This is a genomic window from Sorangium sp. So ce131, from assembly GCF_051519095.1.
In the GTDB taxonomy this organism is placed as follows: domain Bacteria; phylum Myxococcota_A; class Polyangia; order Polyangiales; family Polyangiaceae; genus Sorangium.
Genome location: NZ_CP150455.1, coordinates 7,159,329 through 7,174,823, shown reverse-complemented (window position 1 = coordinate 7,174,823; position 15,495 = coordinate 7,159,329). Strand labels below are relative to the sequence as shown.

Genomic DNA, 15,495 nt, shown 5'->3' with positions numbered 1-15,495 from the left:
GTCTTCGCGCCCTTGAAAACGGAGGTCAACATCGTTTTCAGCGGGACGGCGCGCCGCGCAGCGGGAGTGAATGCGCTTGACTTGCTCGAGGCGCGACGGGGCGCGCCTCGAGCAGGGCGAGATCGCTCCAGAGCGCGTCGACGTAGCGCGACCGCGGGCGCGCGAAGCGGAGGGAGACCCCATAGCCGCGGGCGGCGAGCGCGGCGCGCGCCTCGCGCGAGAGCGCCTCGCTCGTGATGAGCGCGCCGCCGGGGCCGGCCTGCTCGACGGCGCGGACGAGCTCGAGGTCGCCGCGCACGCGCACCGCCCGGCGGCCGGGCGCGCCCTCCAGGATCATCCGGTCGAGGTCGCGCGTGACCACCGGGCGTGGATCGCCGTCCGCGCCGCGGAGGAAGCCCACGATCGCGGCGGCCGGCGAGGGCGCCTGGTGCTGGCGGGCGAGGGAGATCGCGTCCGCCAGCCACTGCGCCGCGAGGGCGGCGACGATCGCCGCGGGCGCGACGTCGCGGAGCGCGCGCCGGCGCGCCGCCGCCGGGGCCGCCCGCGAGAGCGCCGCCGCGCCGGCCGCGAGCGCGACGACGAGGAGCGGGACGAGCGGGAGCCAGTGCCGCGGTTTGTACGCGGTGTTCTGCCCGAGCAGCGCCCAGGCGAAATACGCGAGCGCCGAGGCCCAGAGCTCGGGCTGCTCCCGCGCGGCGCGCGCGACGCGCGCGATGCGCGCGATGCACCAGAGCGGGGCGGTGCCCTCGCGGACGGCGCCGGCGGCGAGCGGCGCGGCGAGGAGCGCGGCGAGGAGCGGCGCGCCGAGCCAGCGCGCCGGCGGCGCGTCCGGCCACGCCCCGCCGAGCCCGTTGGCCCAGATCCCCCAGACGACGCCGTGGAGGCGATCGAGGGGCGACGAGACGGTGATCGCCGTCCCTCCCCAGCGGGTGAAGTGGCCGATGCCCTGCACCCACGTCGTCGCGACGAGGTCGCGCGGCGGCGCGATCAGCACGAGCGGCACGAGCCACGCGAGCACGCCGGTCGCGAGATCGCGGCCGCGCGCGAGCCACGCGGCGCGGCCGCCCTCGCCGAGGGCGATGACCGCGAGGCAGGCGAGGGCGACAGGGAAGTACGAGAGGCGCACGCCGAGCCCGAGGCCGAGCAACATGAGCGCCCACGTGCGCATGCGCGCCGCGCGCGCATGCGCCAGCGCGGCCTCGCCCGCCTCCGCCAGCGCGGCCTCGCCCGCCGGCGCGACGCCGGGCGCCGCGGGCACGGCGGCCGCTGCCTCGCGGCAGCGCCGCCGGGCGCGGGCGCAGAGCCAGAGCGCGGCGGTCGTCCCCGCGGCGCCGGCCATGTCGCTGAGGAGCTTCTGCGAGGACAGCCACAGGAACGGCGACGCGAGCGCGAGGATCCCGGCGAACACCGCGGCGCGCCGCCCGGCCACCTCGCGCGCGATCAGGGCGGTGAAGACGACCGTGGCCGCGCCCGCCGCGGCGCTGACCAGGGCTAGCGCGCCGCGCGGCGTCGCCCCGAGCAGCGCGAGCCCCTTCGCCGCCGCGATGACCACCGGGTAGTACGGCGCGTGCGGGCGGAGCGCGGCGACGTCGAAGCGCTCCACGCCGAGCGCGAAGCGGAGCGCGTCGATGTCCTCGTCGTAGTCGATGCGGAAGAGCAGGCGCGACGCGAGCGCGGCGGCGGCGAGCGCGGCGAGCGCGGCCCGATCGCGCCGCCCCTCCGTCACGAGCCCGAGCCGGATCCCGATCCCGGCGCGTGCGTCGGCGCGCCGCAGTCCGGCTGGTCTGCAGGGTCTTGCCCGGTGCTGGTCGAGCCCGCGGTCGCCCCCGAGCCGGACCCGGAGCCGGGCAGCGGCGCCGCCGGCGTGTCGCACTGGTCGAACAGCTCCTCGCCCGCGTAGTCGAGGCACGCGGTCGCGAGCGACACCACGACGAACGTCGCGCTCACCGCCACGAACGCGGTGCGCAGTGATCCCCAGGAGCCCGAGCCGGCCACGCAAGCACCGTGCCGCCGACGCACAGCACTGTCAAGCGCCCGCGATCCGCGGGCGTGCGTCGACTGCGCGGGCGGCGCGGCGCCGCGCGTCGCGCGTTTTTTGCTCCTCCCGGGGTGGTGCAAGTAGGTTCGCGCGCATGGAGTGGCTCGAGTCGATGCACCGGATCCGCGCGCTCAAGCTGGAGCTCGCGCGGATCGATCCGCGGCGGGGAATGCCGATCGCGCCGCCGGCGGGGGCGTCCGAGGCGGCGATCGCGGGCGCCGAGCGTCGCCTCGGGATGCCGCTTCCGCCGAGCTACCGGGAGCTGCTCTCGCGGCACGACGGGTGGCCGCAGCTGTTCGCGGGCGCCAGCCTGCTCGGCGTGCGCGCGCTCGCGCGCGGCACGTTCCTCGGCGTCGGCCGGATGGTGCTCGAGCACTGCGAGGCCGAGGAGGCGCACGGCCGCTCCGACGTCGAGCGCGCGCCGGCTGCGCGCGGCCGCGCCGGTGCGCGCAGCGCCCTCGTCCCGTTCGGCATCGACGCGGCGGCCGAGACGGTCTTCGCCTGGGACACCGAGGCGATGGGGACCGGCGGCGAGCCCGAGGTCATCCTCTGGACCAACGACATCGGGCTGCGCCTCTCGGGGTTCCCGGAGCTCCTCGAGGTGGTGAGGGACATGCTCGCCGCGGAGCTCGACGATCGCCGCAGCCGCGCCGCGTCGCACACGTCGCTGACGCCGATGCCGCCGTCGGTCGCGCCGAGGAGCCGCGCGCGCGCCGTCGCGGTCCCGCTCGTGCCGGCGCCGCGGACGCCCGCGAGGAGCGCGCTCGCCGGCTGAGCGGGCGCTGTCGCGCGGGCCAGGCCGCGGCGCGCCGGCTGTGCGCGCACGTCCGGCGGCCGCGCGACGAGCTCGAGGCGCCGTGGGGGGCTGCGCACACCGGGGGGATTGACCGGTTGTTGCCGCGCGCGGCGCGGGACGTGGTGTACTAGGCGGAGCATGACGGAAGCCCACCAGCAGCAGCGCTACCGGGTCATCGAGCGGCTCGCTTCGGGCGGCATGGCCGAGGTCTTCCTCGCGGAGAGCGCGGGGATCGAGGGCTTCAAGAAGCAGGTCGCGATCAAGCGCGTGCTCCCGCACCTCAGCGAGAAGAAGCGCTTCATCGCCATGTTCCTCGACGAGGCGCGCCTGTCCGCGCACCTCTCCCACTCGAACGTCGCGCAGGTGTTCGACATCGGCGTCGGCGACAACGCGTACTTCATCGTGATGGAGTACGTGGACGGCGCCGACCTCAAGGCCGTCCTCGAGTCGATGCGCAAGGCGAGCCGCACCCTCCCGGTCGAGTCGGCGGTGTTCATCACGGCCAAGCTCTGCGAAGGGCTCACGTACGCCCACGAGCTCAAGGGGGCCGACGGCCACCCGCTCCAGATCGTGCACCGGGACATGTCCCCGCCGAACGTGCTCATCACCAAGTACGGCGAGGTGAAGATCGTCGACTTCGGCCTCGCCAAGGCGACGAGCCAGCTCGAGAAGAGCGAGGCGGGGATCATCAAGGGCAAGTTCAGCTACCTCTCGCCCGAGGCGGCGCAGGGCCTCGAGGTCGATCACCGCACCGACATCTTCGCGGTGGGCGCCATCCTCTGGGAGATGCTCTCCGGGAAGCGGCTGTTCCTCGGCGACACCGACTACCAGACCGTCAAGCTCGTGCAGCAGGCGCAGATCCCGGCGCTCTCCGGGATCAACAAGGCGGTCCCGCCCGAGCTCGACCGCATCATCGCGCGCTCGCTCGCCCGCGAGCCCGGCGACCGCTACGGCTCGGCGCGCGAGTTCGGGAGGGATCTCACGACCTTCCTCTACAAGTTCGGCCGGCCGGTCAGCGCCTACGACATCGCGGAGCACGTCCGCAGCGCCATGGCGCTGCGCAGGCGCGCCCCCGCCTCGGACAAGGCGTCGTTCATCGACAAGCTGATCGAGGAGACCCTGCTCGAGTTCACGTCGATCCCGGACGACAACGCGGCGCCGAGCACCTCGCGGCTGAGCGAGCCGCTCAAGATCTCGGCGTTCGAGGACATCGGCAAGTGGGCCGACGAGATCAAGGTCTCGGCCCCCGGAGAGGACCTCATGCGGCGCTCTCTCGCCGCGGTGTCGGTCGAGGCCGGCAACCTCGCCGCGCTCGAGGAGACACACGACGGCGATCCGCCCCTGGATCTGGACGCGGAGCAGCCGTTCGATCTCGTCACGCCGGACCAGCCGCCCGCGGCTCCGCCGCGCGAGCGGAGGGTCGAGCCCACCCTGGCGTCGCCGACACACGTCGCCCCCGGGCCGCAGCGCCCCGCGCCACCGCCGCCCTTCGCGGCGGCGCCGCCACCGCCGCCCTTCGCGGCGGCGCCTGCACCGCCGCCGTCACCCGGGTTCGCCCCGCTCGCCCCGGCCACATCGAGCGAGCTGGAGCCGAACCCAGCCCGTCCGCTCAAGGGCGGTGGCGGCGCCGTGAAGGCCGTGATCCTCGTCGCCGCGCTGGCGGTGATCGCGGCAGGCGCGTGGCTCGGCGGTCTGCTCCAGCCCTGACGCCTGCGACGGGCGCGCGGCTCGCCGCCGCGCTGGCGGCGCTCGCCGCCGGCGTGCGGCGCGGCGGCCTGCTCCAGCCCTGACGCCTGCGACGGGCGCGCGGCTCCTCGCGGCGCGCGCTCGTCCGGCGCGTTACGCGTTCTCGTCCTCGTCCTCGTCGTCGTCCTGCTCTTCGAGCTGCCTCTCGAGCTTCTCGATCTCCTCCTCCTCGGCGTCGATCGGCGGGGGAGCGGCGCGCCCTTCCTGGATCGCCTTCTGGCGGGCCTTCTCGGCGGCGGCGCGGGCCTGGGCGACCTTCTGCAGGATGGCGGGCTTCGGCGCCATCATCAGCGTCATCGTGCGCTGCTCCATCATCGGGCGCACCTCGACGTTGGCGATCTCCTCGCAGTGCTGGACGATCCAGTCGAGCTGCTCCTGCGCCTTCTCCGGGTGCGTGATCTCGCGGCCGCGGAAGCGCACGGTGAACTTCACCTTGTGGCCGGCCCCGAGGAACCGGTGCGCGGCCCTGGTCTTGAACTCGAGATCGTGGTCGTCCGTCTTGGGCCGGAGCTTGATCTCCTTGATCTCCACCACACTCTGCTTGCGCTTCGCCTCGCGGGCCTTCTTCTTCTCGTCGTACTTGTACTTGCCGAAGTCGAGGATCTTGCAGACCGGAGGATCCGCCTTCGGGTTGACCTCGACGAGGTCGAGCCCCTTCTCCTGTGCCCGGCGCAGCGCCTCGTGGGTCTGCATGATGCCGAGCATCTCGCCATCATCGCCGATGACGCGGATCTCCGGGACGCGGATGCGCTGGTTGATGCGGATCTGCGGCCCCCTCTGGGCCTGCCGCGGGTCGAAGCGTCTCATCGCCATGTGATATTTCGCAGCCTCCTTGTGTTCTGTGCTTCCGAGAGCGACGGACCGCCGCGCTGCGACCGGCTCCGGTCGCGGCGACCATCACCATGCCAATGTCGCCCGACTCGGCGCTGCAGGCAACGGCAGCAAGCACAGCAGCGTTGCGGCGCCGAGGGGGACCGGAGTCCAGGCCTCGCGGGCTCGACGGGGGTGGGGAGGGGGCCTGCCGGCCTCAGCATCCGGCCGGAACGGCAGGTCACGAACCGGACGCGCGCACGGCGAGGCGGGGGGGCTTGGCCTCGGCGGCGAGCCGGTCGGCGAACTCCTCGAGCGGCATCGCCCCGAGGTCCTTGTTGAGGTCGCGCGACCTGGGGGCGACCTTGCGGCCCTCGGCCTCCTTGTCGCCGACCACGACCACGTACGGCACGCGCGTGAGCCGCGCCGCGCGGATCTTGGCGCCGAGCTTGTCGGAGCTGAGGTCTGCCCGCGCCCGGAGCCCGCGGCGCCGGAGCTCGGCCACCACCTCCGCCGCGTAGGCGGCCTGCTTCTCGCTGACCGTCACGACGATCGCCTGCTCCGGCGCGAGCCAGGCCGGGAACGCGCCCCCGATGTGCTCGAGGTACACCGAGAAGAACCGCTCCAGCGAGCCGAGGATCGCCCGGTGGAGCATCACGGGGCGATGGGCGGCGCCGTCCGCGCCGGTGTACTCGAGCTCGAAGCGGTCGGGCAGGGCGTAGTCCACCTGGATCGTGCCGAGCTGCCAGCTCCGGCGGAGCGCGTCCTCCACGTGGAACTCGAGCTTGGGCCCGTAGAACGCGCCCTCCTCGGGCGCGATCTCGAAGGGGAGGCCGGCCTGCTTCAGCGCGTCCGCGAGCGCCCCCTCCGCGGCGTCCCACTGCGCGTCGGTGCCGATGCGCTTCTTGGGCCGGGTCGCCAGCTTGATGTCGATCCTCGCGAACCGGAACGCGGCGTACACCTCGAGCAGCAGGCGCAGGAACGACTGGATCTCCTCCTGCATCTGCTCGGGCGCGCAGAAGATGTGGGCGTCGTCCTGGCAGAAGCTCCGGACCCGGGCGAGGCCGTGGACGACGCCGCCGCGCTCGTAGCGGTGGAGCCGCCCGAAGTCGGCAAGCCGCCACGGCAGCTCGCGGTAGCTGCGCCGCCGCTGCCCGAAGATGAGGCAGTGGCTCGGGCAGTTCATCGGCTTCTGCGCGAGCCGCTCGAGCTCCGCGAGCTGCTCCAGGACGGCCGCGTCGCGCTTCTTGTCGGCCTCCTGGTACGCCGCCGCGTCCGCCTCCCCCGGGGAGACGCCGAGCCGGAGCGCGAGCCGCGCCGCGTCGAGGTGCTCCGCCGTGACCGGCAGGTACATGTTCTCGCGGTAGTTCGGCAGGTGCCCGCTCGTGTCGAACAGCCGCTTGTCGAAGATCTGCGGCGTGATGACCTCTTCGTAGCCGTAGTCGACGTAGAGGTCGCGCATGTACTGGACGAGCGCGTTGTAGACCTGAGCGCCGCGCGGGAGCATGAACGGCATCGCCGGCGCGACCTCGTGGAACATGAAGAGCTCGAGCTCTTTCCCGAGCTTCCGGTGGTCGCGCTCCTTCGCCTCCGCGAGCAGCTTCAGGTGCTCCTCGAGCGCCGCCTGGCTCGGGAACGCCGTGCCGTAGATGCGCTGGAGCATCGGGTTGCGCTCGTCGCCGCGCCAGTAGGCGCCGGCCACGCTCACCAGCTTGACGGCCTGGAGCAGCGACGCGTCCGGCACGTGGGGGCCCTCGCAGAGGTCGACCCACTCGCGCTCGCCGTCGCTGTGGCGGTAGAGCGAGACCTCCTCGCCCTCCGGGATCGCGTCGATGAGCTCGCGCTTGTACGTCTCGCCCATCTGCGCGAAGAGCTCATGCGCCGCCTTGCGGTTCACCACCTCGCGCCGGAACGGGCGGCCCGCGGCGATGATCTCGCGCATCTTCGCCTCGATCTTCGCGAGATCCTCGTCCGTGAAGGGGCCGGACGGCTTGTCGAAGTCGTAATAGAAGCCCGCCTCGATGGCGGGGCCGATCGTGACCTTCGTGCCCGGGAAGAGCCGCTGCACGGCGTCGGCCATGACGTGCGCCGTCGAGTGCCGGATGATGCGCAGACCGTCGGGATCGCTCGTCCGGACCGGCTCGACTTTGGTCGAGGCGTCGCGGAGGAAGGGGGTGTGCAGATCGAGGAGGCGCCCGTTGACCCGGGCGCCGATCAGGGTGCGATCCTTGGCGATATCGTCGGCGAGAGCCTCGCGCACCGTGGTGCGGGCCGCCGAGGCGGCCTGGGCGGTCTGATCGAGGGCCATGAAACCTCGCAGGCTAGGTCTCCTGCTGATTTGTAGGCGCGGCCGGTTTCGAACCGGCGACCCCTACCGTGTCAAGGTAGTGCTCTACCACTGAGCTACGCGCCTATGTCCCCGCTCGGCGGCGCGGGGCCGACGAAACGGAGAGCGCTCCCTATCAAGGGGGAATGAATCCGTCAAGCGATCTATTTCTCACGTCGACGATTTGGCGCGCGTTCGCGGTTTCCTGCGCGACCATGCCGGGTCCGCATGGCCAGCCGGCCGGCCGCGAGGGCGCGGCGTGTGCCGGTCTCTGCGTGTGCCGGTCTCTGCGGGGTGTGGGGGCGCGCGAGGCGTGCGCCGCGCCGGCCGTGCGAGGTGTGGTGATCCCGGACCGCGGGCAGCGCGGCCGCGCGCTGGAAAAACCTTCTCTCGCGGAGTTACGTCCAGACGTGGGCGACGTGATCGTCGCTTCACGTGAAGCCGCTCCTCGCCTGGAATCCCGTCGCGCTCGCGCTTGACCTCGCGTGCGGCTCGGGTGACGAACGGCTGGATGGCAGTGCCTGACGGTCTGGGCTCGCCGCCGGATCCGGCGGCGGTGATCGCGTATGTCGAGGTGGCCGCGGGGAGCGCGCTGTCCGCCGCCCACGCGGCCGTGCCGGGCGATCTGCCGATCGAGCGCGCCGCGTGCGCCTCCGACGCGATCCGTAGCGCCGTGGCGCGCTCGCGCGCCGGGCAGCGGGCCAGCGTCGTGCTGGGCGCGCACGAGCTCGTCGGCGCCCTCGCCGCGCTGGGCGAGGCGGCGGCGACGCGGACGCCCGTCACGGTGCACGTCGTCGAGCGGCGCGGCGGGCCCGCCGTGGGGCGCGACGATCTCGCCCCGGCGCTCGACGTCGGCGCGGGCGTGCTCGTCACCTGGAGCAGCCAGGAGGCGGCCGACATGGCGCTGGTCGCGCGCCGCGCCGCCGAGGACAGCGAGACGCCGTTCCTGCACCTCGTCGACGCGATGCCGTCGGACGTCGCCGCGCTCGGCGCGGTCCGCGATCTCGCCGCGCGCTTCCTGGGCGGGGATCGGCCCGCGCCGACGTTCACCGACGCGGCGCCCGGCGAGAGCGACGGCGACGGGGGCCCGCGCCCGCAGAGCCGCGGCGTCGCCCGGAAGCGGGCCGAGCGCAGCTTCTCCGCGCGTGTGCCGTTCGCGCTCACCAGCGCGATGCGGGAGCTCTGCGAGCTCACCGGCCGCCCCCTCGGCGCGCTCGAGCGCCTCGACACGGCCGACGCCGAGGAGATCGTGCTCGCCGTGGGCTGCGCGTTCCCGGCCGCCCGCGAGGTCGTGCGCAGCCTGCGCGCGCAGGGCCGGCGCATCGGCCTCGTGGGCCTGCGCGCGATCCGGCCGTTCTTCGGCGCGGACCTCGTGAAGACGCTCGGGCGCGCCAGGGCGGTCGTCGTGATCGAGCCGCTCGACGTGCCCCTCGCGCCGTCCGGCCCCGTCACCGCCGGCGTGAAGGCCGCGTTCGCGGACGCGCTCACCTGGGCGCCGGGCTTCCCCGGCGTCGGCCGCATCCCGCCGATCATCTCCGCGACGTTCGCGACCATCGACGGCACGATCACCGAACGCGAGGTGCGCCTCTCCCTCGCCGAGATCGCGAGCGGCGAGCGGGCGCGCCGGCACGTGGTCTTCGGGAGCGACGGCTGACGTCCGCTGACGTCCGCTGACGTCCATGCCGCGGGCGGACCGCGGCGCGCAGCAGGGCGGGGCAGCGCTGGAAAAGGCGGCAGGGCTGGATTCCGGTCATGTCCGGGTGAGGCTGTCCGCCTAGCTCCTTGCGCGACCTCGGGATCCTGGGTATGGAGGCGAGCCCCGGGGGGTTGGGTGAGGCCCGTAATTTGCGGGCGAGCCCCGTCGGGACCCGGAGACACGCGTCACCTTGGCAAGCTCAAACTGGTTCCAGCCGAATCCCGCCCCCGGGCGAACGGGCGCCGCGCCCGCGACGCCGGTCGAAGGTCAGCCGCCGCCGTCTGGCGGCCAGGAGCCGGCGCCCTCGCCGTTCGGCGGAGGCGCCTCCTCGTTCCTGATCCTGGCGCTGCCGCTGCTGCTCATCTTCCTGATGACGCGGAGCCAGAACAAGAAGCAGAAGCAGCTCGAGTCGAGCCTCAAGGTGGGTGACCGCGTCTTCACCCAGTCCGGGATCCTCGGCAGGATCACCGACCTCAGCCCGAACTCCCCGAGGGTCAAGCTCGAGATCGCCCCGGGCGTGAACGTGCAGGTCCTGAAGAGCGCGATCCAGGGCCCCGATCCGGGCGAGGCCGCGGCGGAGGCCAAGGCCGCCGACAAGGCGAAGGAACCGGCGAAGGACAAGAAGTCGTAGGCCGGCGCTCGGCCCACCAGGAAGTTTTACCCGCCCCCGCGGCGCCACACTCCATGCTCCTAAACATCTTCCAGTACGGGTTTGCCGGCATCGCCGGCCTGTGCCTCCTCGGCGCGTGGCTCAGCCGTTCGCGGCGCAGCGTCTTCGCGTGGGCGGCGATCTCCGCCGGCTCCGCCGCGGTCGCCGCCCACTACAACGTGTTCTGGGCGCTCGTGACGTTCGGGCTGATGGTGCCGTGGGCGCTGCTCTGCGCCGGGCCGTGGCTCGATCTCGCGTGGCGGGCGAAGACGGGCTTCGTGCTGTTCCTCGCGCTCGGCTCCGCGGTCGCCATCTACCCGACCTACCACGACGAGCGGTACGGCCGGCCCGATCAGGCGGGGCTGTCGTCCGAGGAGCGGTCGGAGCAGGAGACCAAGGCGCAGCGCGGCGAGCTCGGGTTCAGCCGCTTCCTCACCTCGAACATCCCGTTCCGCATGGTGCGCGGGCTCGATCTGAAGGGCGGCCTCCGCCTGGTCTACACGGTCGACGTCGACGAGGCGATCAACGACAAGCGCGACCGGTACTACGACGACCTGCGCGCGGCCCTCGCGACGGCGTTCGGGTTCCACGAGGGCGACAAGCCGCCGACGATCGAGGAGATGCAGAAGCTCCCGTCGAAGCTCCGCATCGAGAAGTCGCGCGAGAGCTCCGACACGATCACGATCACCTTCAACGACCCGGCCGACGCCGAGAAGATCAACGACGAGTTCCTCAGGAAGTTCCTTGGCGAGCTGCAGATCCAGCGCTCGGCGGACCGCAGCGTCGCGAAGTTCCGGATCCGCGACGAGGTCTCGAGCGGCATCCGCGAGCGGGCGGTGACCCAGGCCAAGGAGACGGTGCTCCGCCGCATCGACGGCCTCGGCCTCAAGGAGGCGAGCGTCACGACGCGCGACGAGGACGTCATCGTCGAGGTCCCCGGCGACGACGACCGCGCCTTCGACCAGATCCGCGACATCATCAGCCAGACGGCGCGGCTCGAGTTCAAGATGGTCGACGACGACACCGACTTCTTCGAGCCGATCGCGAAGAGCGCGAAGGAGGCCGACCTCCCGAAGGGCCTGACGTTCTCGATCGAGAACGCGCCCGTCGGCCCGAACAAGACGAAGCCGGTCCACTTCGCCCGGATGGTGCGCGGCGAGCACGAGGAGATGCGCGACACGCTGAAGCGGCTGCGCGAGTGGGTCGGCACGCTCCAGATCCCGCCGGACAACGAGGTCGGCTACGGCAAGCTGTACGAGTACGACGAGGAGAAGGACGCCGTCGAGGAGATCGGCTGGCGCACGTACTTCCTCTTCAGCAAGGCCGAGATCACCGGCGACATGGTGCGCGACGCGCAGGCGCTCCCCGACCAGAGCGAGGGCAGCCTCGGCGGCTGGTACGTCTCGATGGAGTTCACGCCGACCGGCGCCGACCGGTTCGAGGACATCACCGGCAGGAACATCAAGCGCCGGTTCGCGATCATCCTCGACGAGAAGGTCGAGAGCGCGCCGGTCATCCAGACGAAGATCGGCGGCGGCCGCGCGCAGATCACGATGGGATCGCAGAACCCCGACCAGCAGCTCCAGGACGCGCGCAAGCTCGAGCTGGTGCTCCGCTCGGGCGCGCTGCCGGCCCCGATCTCCCCGTCCAACGAGCAGCGCATCGGCCCGTCGCTGGGCAAGGACGCCATCCACCAGGCCATGAAGGGCGCGATCGCGAGCAGCGCCCTCGTGCTCGGGTTCATGGTGCTGATCTACAGCCGCGCCGGGCTCATCGCGGACATCGCCGTCGTCTTCAACCTCGTCCTGCAGGTCGCGATCCTGGCGATGTTCGGCGCGTCGATGACGCTGCCCGGCATCGCCGGCCTAGCGCTCACCATCGGCATCGCGGTCGACGCGAACGTGCTGATCAACGAGCGCATCCGCGAGGAGCTGCGCAACGGCAAGAGCCCGCGCGCGGCCGTCGACGTCGGCTACGACAAGGCGTTCAGCGCCATCCTCGACGGCCACGTGACGACGCTGATCTCGGGGCTCATCCTCATGCAGTACGGCACCGGCCCCATCAAGGGCTTCGCCGTCACGCTGATCGTCGGGATCGCCGTCAGCCTGTTCACGGGCGTCGTGTGCACCCGCCTGATGTTCGACTGGGCTGTCCGCGGCCGGAAGATCAAGACGCTCTCGCTCGGCTGACAAGAGGAGCGCGCTCGCCCACCCTGATGGAGACCGCGGGCGCGGCTCTCCGATTTTGAACGAGACCGCCGAGGCGGCTCTCCGATTGAGACACGACGATGGAACTCATCAAACCTGGCCGCCAGTTCGACTTCATGAGCAAGCGCTGGCTCTTCATCGGCTTCAGCGGGCTCTTGCTCGCCCTCTCGATCGTCGCGTTCTTCGTGCCGGGGCCGAAGCTCGGGACCGACTTCAAGGGAGGCACCGAGGTGGAGGTCGCGTTCAAAGCCCCGACCTCCAGCGCCGAGGTCCGCGAGGCCGTCACCAAGGCGGGCTTCGACGCGCCGGACGTCGTGTCCGTCTCGGATCCGGCCAACCCGAACCGCTTCCTCATCCGCGTGCACGAGGTCTCCGCGCTCTCGGAGCAGCAGAAGGCGGCGGTGCGCGACCACATGTGCCTGCCGCCCGAGAACGTCCCCGTCCCCGAGGACCGCTGCCCGCCGGCCGTGCGCGCCTCCGAGGTCAAGTTCAGCCCCGGCGGCGACAAGATCTCCGCCCGCTACGACGCCCCGCCCGACCTGGAGGGGATCAAGAAGCAGATCGAGGGGATCGAGGGGGTCGACCTCAGGCCCGGCGCGAACAACCCGCTCGTCGTGAGCGAGCGCGACCACAAGGTCGAGCTCTACCTGAAGTCCAAGGGCGACCAGCTGATGGACGGGCTCCGGCAGCACCTCGGCGCGGACAAGGTTCCGGATCAGGCGCTCCGGGTCGAGTGGATCGGGCCGAAGGCCGGCGCGCAGCTGCGCGACGCGGCCATCAAGAGCATCCTCATCTCGATCTTCTTCATCATGGCGTACATCGCGTTCCGGTTCGACATCCGGTTCGCGCCGGGCGGCATCCTCGCGCTCGTCCACGACGTCGGCATCGCGCTCGGCGCGATGATCATCACCCAGCGCGAGATCACCCTCTCCACCGTCGCCGCGCTGCTCACGATCGTCGGCTACTCGATCACGGACACGGTCGTCGTCTACGACCGTATCCGCGAGAACCTGGTGAAGCACCGCGACATGAGCTTCCCCGCGGTCATCAACTTCTCGCTCTCCGAGATGCTCGGGCGCACCATCCTCGTGTCCACGACGACGACGCTCTCCCTGCTCATGTTCTTCATCTACGGGACGGGCGTCATCAAGGACTTCGCGTTCGCGCTCGTCGTCGGCATCGTCGTCGGGACGTACTCGTCGATCTACGTCGCGGCGCCGCTCACCGAGTGGATCGACCGCAAGTTCTTCGGCGGCGCGGGCTCGTCGCTGAAGCGCAAGAAGGTCAACCGCGTCCGCGCCCAGAAGCGCGCGGACGCCGTCGTCTGATCGCCGCGCCGTGGTCGCGCTCGCCCGCGCCGCCCGGCCCCAGGCCGTAGACGCCCCCATCGCGCCGGTGTACGCGCTGTCGCGATGACGAGCACGGCGACGGAGGCCTGGAAGGAGATCGCGGAGCGCGACGCTCCGACCCCCGCCTCGCCCGCGGCGCGAGGCGGCGCGCCCGCCGCGGATCGCCTCCCCGATCCCGGCGAGGCGTCCCCGGACGCCCTCGCGATGGCGCGCGAGCTGGGGCTGTCGATCACGGTCGCCGACATCCTGCACCGCGCCGGCCGGGCGCCGGACGACGCGACCCGGCGCTTCCTCGACCCGCGGCTCTCGCACCTCACGTCGCCCGACGGCATGGCCGACCGCGAGGCGAGCGCCGACCGGATCGCGCGCGCGGTGCGCGCGGGCGAGCGCATCGTCGTCTTCGGCGACTACGACTGCGACGGCATCACCGCGACCGCCATCATGACCGGCGCGCTGCGCGCCCTCTCCGGCCGGGTGACCCCGCTGCTCGCCACGCGCGCCGAGGGCAGCTACGGCCTCTCGACGCCGGCCCTCGAGCGCGTGAAGCGCGCCGCGCCCACGCTGCTCATCACGTGCGACTGCGGGTCGAGCGATCACGAGCGGCTGGCGGCGGCGCGCGCGGCCGGCATCGACTGCGTCGTCATCGACCACCACCTCGTGCCCGCCGAGCCGCTCCCCGCGATCGCGTTCCTGAACCCGCACCGCGCCGACTGCGGCTTCCCGTACAAGGGGCTCGCGTCGTGTGGCCTCGCGCTCACGCTGCTCGCCGCCGTGCGCAAGAAGCTCGGCTCGTCGCTCGATCTCCGCCCGTACCTCGACCTCGTCGCCATCGGCACGGTCGCGGACGTCGCGCCGCTGACCGGCGACAACCGCGCCCTCGTGCGCGCCGGCCTCGGCGTGCTCCAGGCGGGGGCGCGGCCCGGGCTCCGCGCGCTCGCGGCCCTGGCCAACCTCGATCTCGGGCGGGGCGCCTCGGCCGAGGACATCGCCTACCGGATCGCGCCCCGCCTCAACGCGCCGGGCCGGCTCGGGGACCCCGACGTGGCGCTGGAGCTCCTGCTCGAGCAGGACAGCGTGACCGCCTCCGCGCTCGCCGCCACGGTCGAGCAGGCGCAGATGAAGCGTCGCGCGATCCAGGACGAGATGCTGGCGTCCGCGCTCGCCGAGATCGAGCGCGCCGGCTTCGACCGGGACCCGGCGATCGTCATCGCGCGCCAGGGCTTCCACCCCGGCGTGGTCGGCATCGTCGCGGGCAGGCTCACGACGCGTTACGGCAAGCCGACGATCGTCATCGCCCTCGAGGGCGCGAAGGGGCGCGGCTCGGTGCGTGGCCCCGCCGGCGCGCGGCTCCACGACGCGTTGTCCCGCTGCCGCGCCGAGCTCGACGGCTTCGGCGGCCATCAGGCGGCGGCCGGCGTCGAGGTGCGCGCGGACCGCGTCGAGGCGCTCCGGGCGGCGTGGTGCGACGCCTTCCGCGAGCAGGAGCTCCCGGCCGCGGGCGCGCTCGCGGCCGCCCACGCGCGGCTCGACGACCGCGACGACCCGGCGGCCGTGGCGCGCGACCTCGAGCGCCTGGAGCCGTGCGGCGAGGGGAACCGCCCGGCCTACGTCCTCGTGCCGGGCGCGGCCGTGCGCTCGGCGAGGAACCTGAAGGGCCACCTCAAGCTGGAGCTCAGCGTCTCCCGCCGCGAGATCGCGTGCTTCGGCTTCGAGCTGGGCGAGCTCGCGACGCGCTTCGCGGGCGGGCGCGTCGACGTGGTGGGCCGCCTCCGCCGCGACGCCTGGCGCGGCGGGGACGCCGTCGAGATCAGGATCGAGCACATCTCGGGCCCGCACTGAGCGTTCGCGGCGGGTCCCGGCGGCGTGCTAGCGTCTCCG

Annotated in this window: 11 protein-coding genes and 1 tRNA gene; 7 read left to right on the top strand and 5 right to left on the bottom strand. The window is 72.7% G+C overall.

The window, feature by feature from the left end:
• Positions 1-37: 37 nt before the first annotated feature.
• Both WMF43_RS26175 and WMF43_RS26170 read right to left on the bottom strand, forming a co-directional pair.
• Complete coding sequence (locus WMF43_RS26175; protein WP_437668680.1) at positions 38-1,726, bottom strand: hypothetical protein; 1,689 nt, start codon at positions 1,724-1,726, stop codon at positions 38-40.
• Positions 1,723-1,995, bottom strand: a complete 273-nt coding sequence (locus tag WMF43_RS26170) for a hypothetical protein (RefSeq protein WP_437668679.1) — start codon at positions 1,993-1,995, stop codon at positions 1,723-1,725. The genes WMF43_RS26175 and WMF43_RS26170 overlap by 4 nt, the downstream gene beginning before the upstream one ends.
• Positions 1,996-2,132: 137 nt before the next feature.
• Between WMF43_RS26170 and WMF43_RS26165 the strand changes: the two genes are divergently transcribed.
• Together WMF43_RS26165 and WMF43_RS26160 are read left to right on the top strand one after the other, a co-directional pair.
• A complete protein-coding gene (locus tag WMF43_RS26165) occupies positions 2,133-2,813 on the top strand; it encodes an SMI1/KNR4 family protein (RefSeq protein ID WP_437668678.1) in 681 nt (226 codons plus the stop codon).
• A gap of 159 nt (positions 2,814-2,972) precedes the next feature.
• Positions 2,973-4,541, top strand: coding sequence for a serine/threonine protein kinase (locus WMF43_RS26160; RefSeq protein ID WP_437668677.1), 1,569 nt, complete (start codon positions 2,973-2,975; stop codon positions 4,539-4,541).
• A 132-nt stretch (positions 4,542-4,673) separates the two neighbouring features.
• Here WMF43_RS26160 and infC read toward each other — a convergent pair whose 3' ends face one another.
• From infC to WMF43_RS26145, 3 genes are all read right to left on the bottom strand, one after another.
• A complete protein-coding gene (infC, locus tag WMF43_RS26155; RefSeq protein WP_437668676.1) occupies positions 4,674-5,393 on the bottom strand; it encodes a translation initiation factor IF-3 in 720 nt (239 codons plus the stop codon).
• Between the two features lie 238 nt (positions 5,394-5,631).
• The gene (thrS, locus tag WMF43_RS26150; protein WP_437668675.1) at positions 5,632-7,698 is read right to left on the bottom strand and encodes a threonine--tRNA ligase; all 2,067 of its coding nucleotides are present in this window, start codon (positions 7,696-7,698) and stop codon (positions 5,632-5,634) included.
• Positions 7,699-7,731: 33 nt separating this feature from the next.
• Positions 7,732-7,803: transfer RNA gene (locus WMF43_RS26145), tRNA-Val, on the bottom strand.
• Positions 7,804-8,227: 424 nt separating this feature from the next.
• Between WMF43_RS26145 and WMF43_RS26140 the strand changes: the two genes are divergently transcribed.
• The 5 genes from WMF43_RS26140 (at position 8,228) to recJ (ending at position 15,456) form a co-directional block, all read left to right on the top strand.
• On the top strand, positions 8,228-9,370 hold the full coding sequence (locus WMF43_RS26140) for a transketolase (RefSeq protein WP_437668674.1): 1,143 nt from the start codon (positions 8,228-8,230) through the stop codon (positions 9,368-9,370).
• Positions 9,371-9,602: 232 nt separating this feature from the next.
• Positions 9,603-10,043 (top strand): preprotein translocase subunit YajC, encoded by a 441-nt coding sequence (gene yajC, locus WMF43_RS26135; RefSeq protein ID WP_437668673.1) that lies wholly within the window; start codon positions 9,603-9,605, stop codon positions 10,041-10,043.
• Between the two features lie 53 nt (positions 10,044-10,096).
• Positions 10,097-12,250 carry a protein translocase subunit SecD gene (secD, locus tag WMF43_RS26130; RefSeq protein WP_437668672.1) on the top strand — a complete coding sequence of 718 codons (2,154 nt, stop codon included), beginning with the start codon at positions 10,097-10,099 and terminating at the stop codon, positions 12,248-12,250.
• Between the two features lie 98 nt (positions 12,251-12,348).
• Complete coding sequence (secF, locus tag WMF43_RS26125) at positions 12,349-13,596, top strand: protein translocase subunit SecF (protein WP_437668671.1); 1,248 nt, start codon at positions 12,349-12,351, stop codon at positions 13,594-13,596.
• Positions 13,597-13,680: 84 nt separating this feature from the next.
• Positions 13,681-15,456: a single-stranded-DNA-specific exonuclease RecJ gene (gene recJ, locus WMF43_RS26120; protein WP_437668670.1), complete on the top strand. Its 1,776-nt coding sequence runs from the start codon at positions 13,681-13,683 to the stop codon at positions 15,454-15,456.
• The last annotated feature ends 39 nt before the right edge of the window (positions 15,457-15,495 follow it).

Bases quoted from the DNA above. Each gene is read 5' to 3' on its own strand.
- WMF43_RS26160 (WP_437668677.1), top strand. From the start codon at position 2,973: ATGACGGAAGCCCACCAGCAGCAGCGCTACCGGGTCATCGAGCGGCTC.
- WMF43_RS26140 (WP_437668674.1), top strand. From the start codon at position 8,228: ATGGCAGTGCCTGACGGTCTGGGCTCGCCGCCGGATCCGGCGGCGGTG.
- infC (WP_437668676.1), bottom strand. From the start codon at position 5,393: ATGGCGATGAGACGCTTCGACCCGCGGCAGGCCCAGAGGGGGCCGCAG.
- recJ (WP_437668670.1), top strand. From the start codon at position 13,681: ATGACGAGCACGGCGACGGAGGCCTGGAAGGAGATCGCGGAGCGCGAC.
- thrS (WP_437668675.1), bottom strand. From the start codon at position 7,698: ATGGCCCTCGATCAGACCGCCCAGGCCGCCTCGGCGGCCCGCACCACG.
- secD (WP_437668672.1), top strand. From the start codon at position 10,097: ATGCTCCTAAACATCTTCCAGTACGGGTTTGCCGGCATCGCCGGCCTG.
- WMF43_RS26165 (WP_437668678.1), top strand. From the start codon at position 2,133: ATGGAGTGGCTCGAGTCGATGCACCGGATCCGCGCGCTCAAGCTGGAG.
- secF (WP_437668671.1), top strand. From the start codon at position 12,349: ATGGAACTCATCAAACCTGGCCGCCAGTTCGACTTCATGAGCAAGCGC.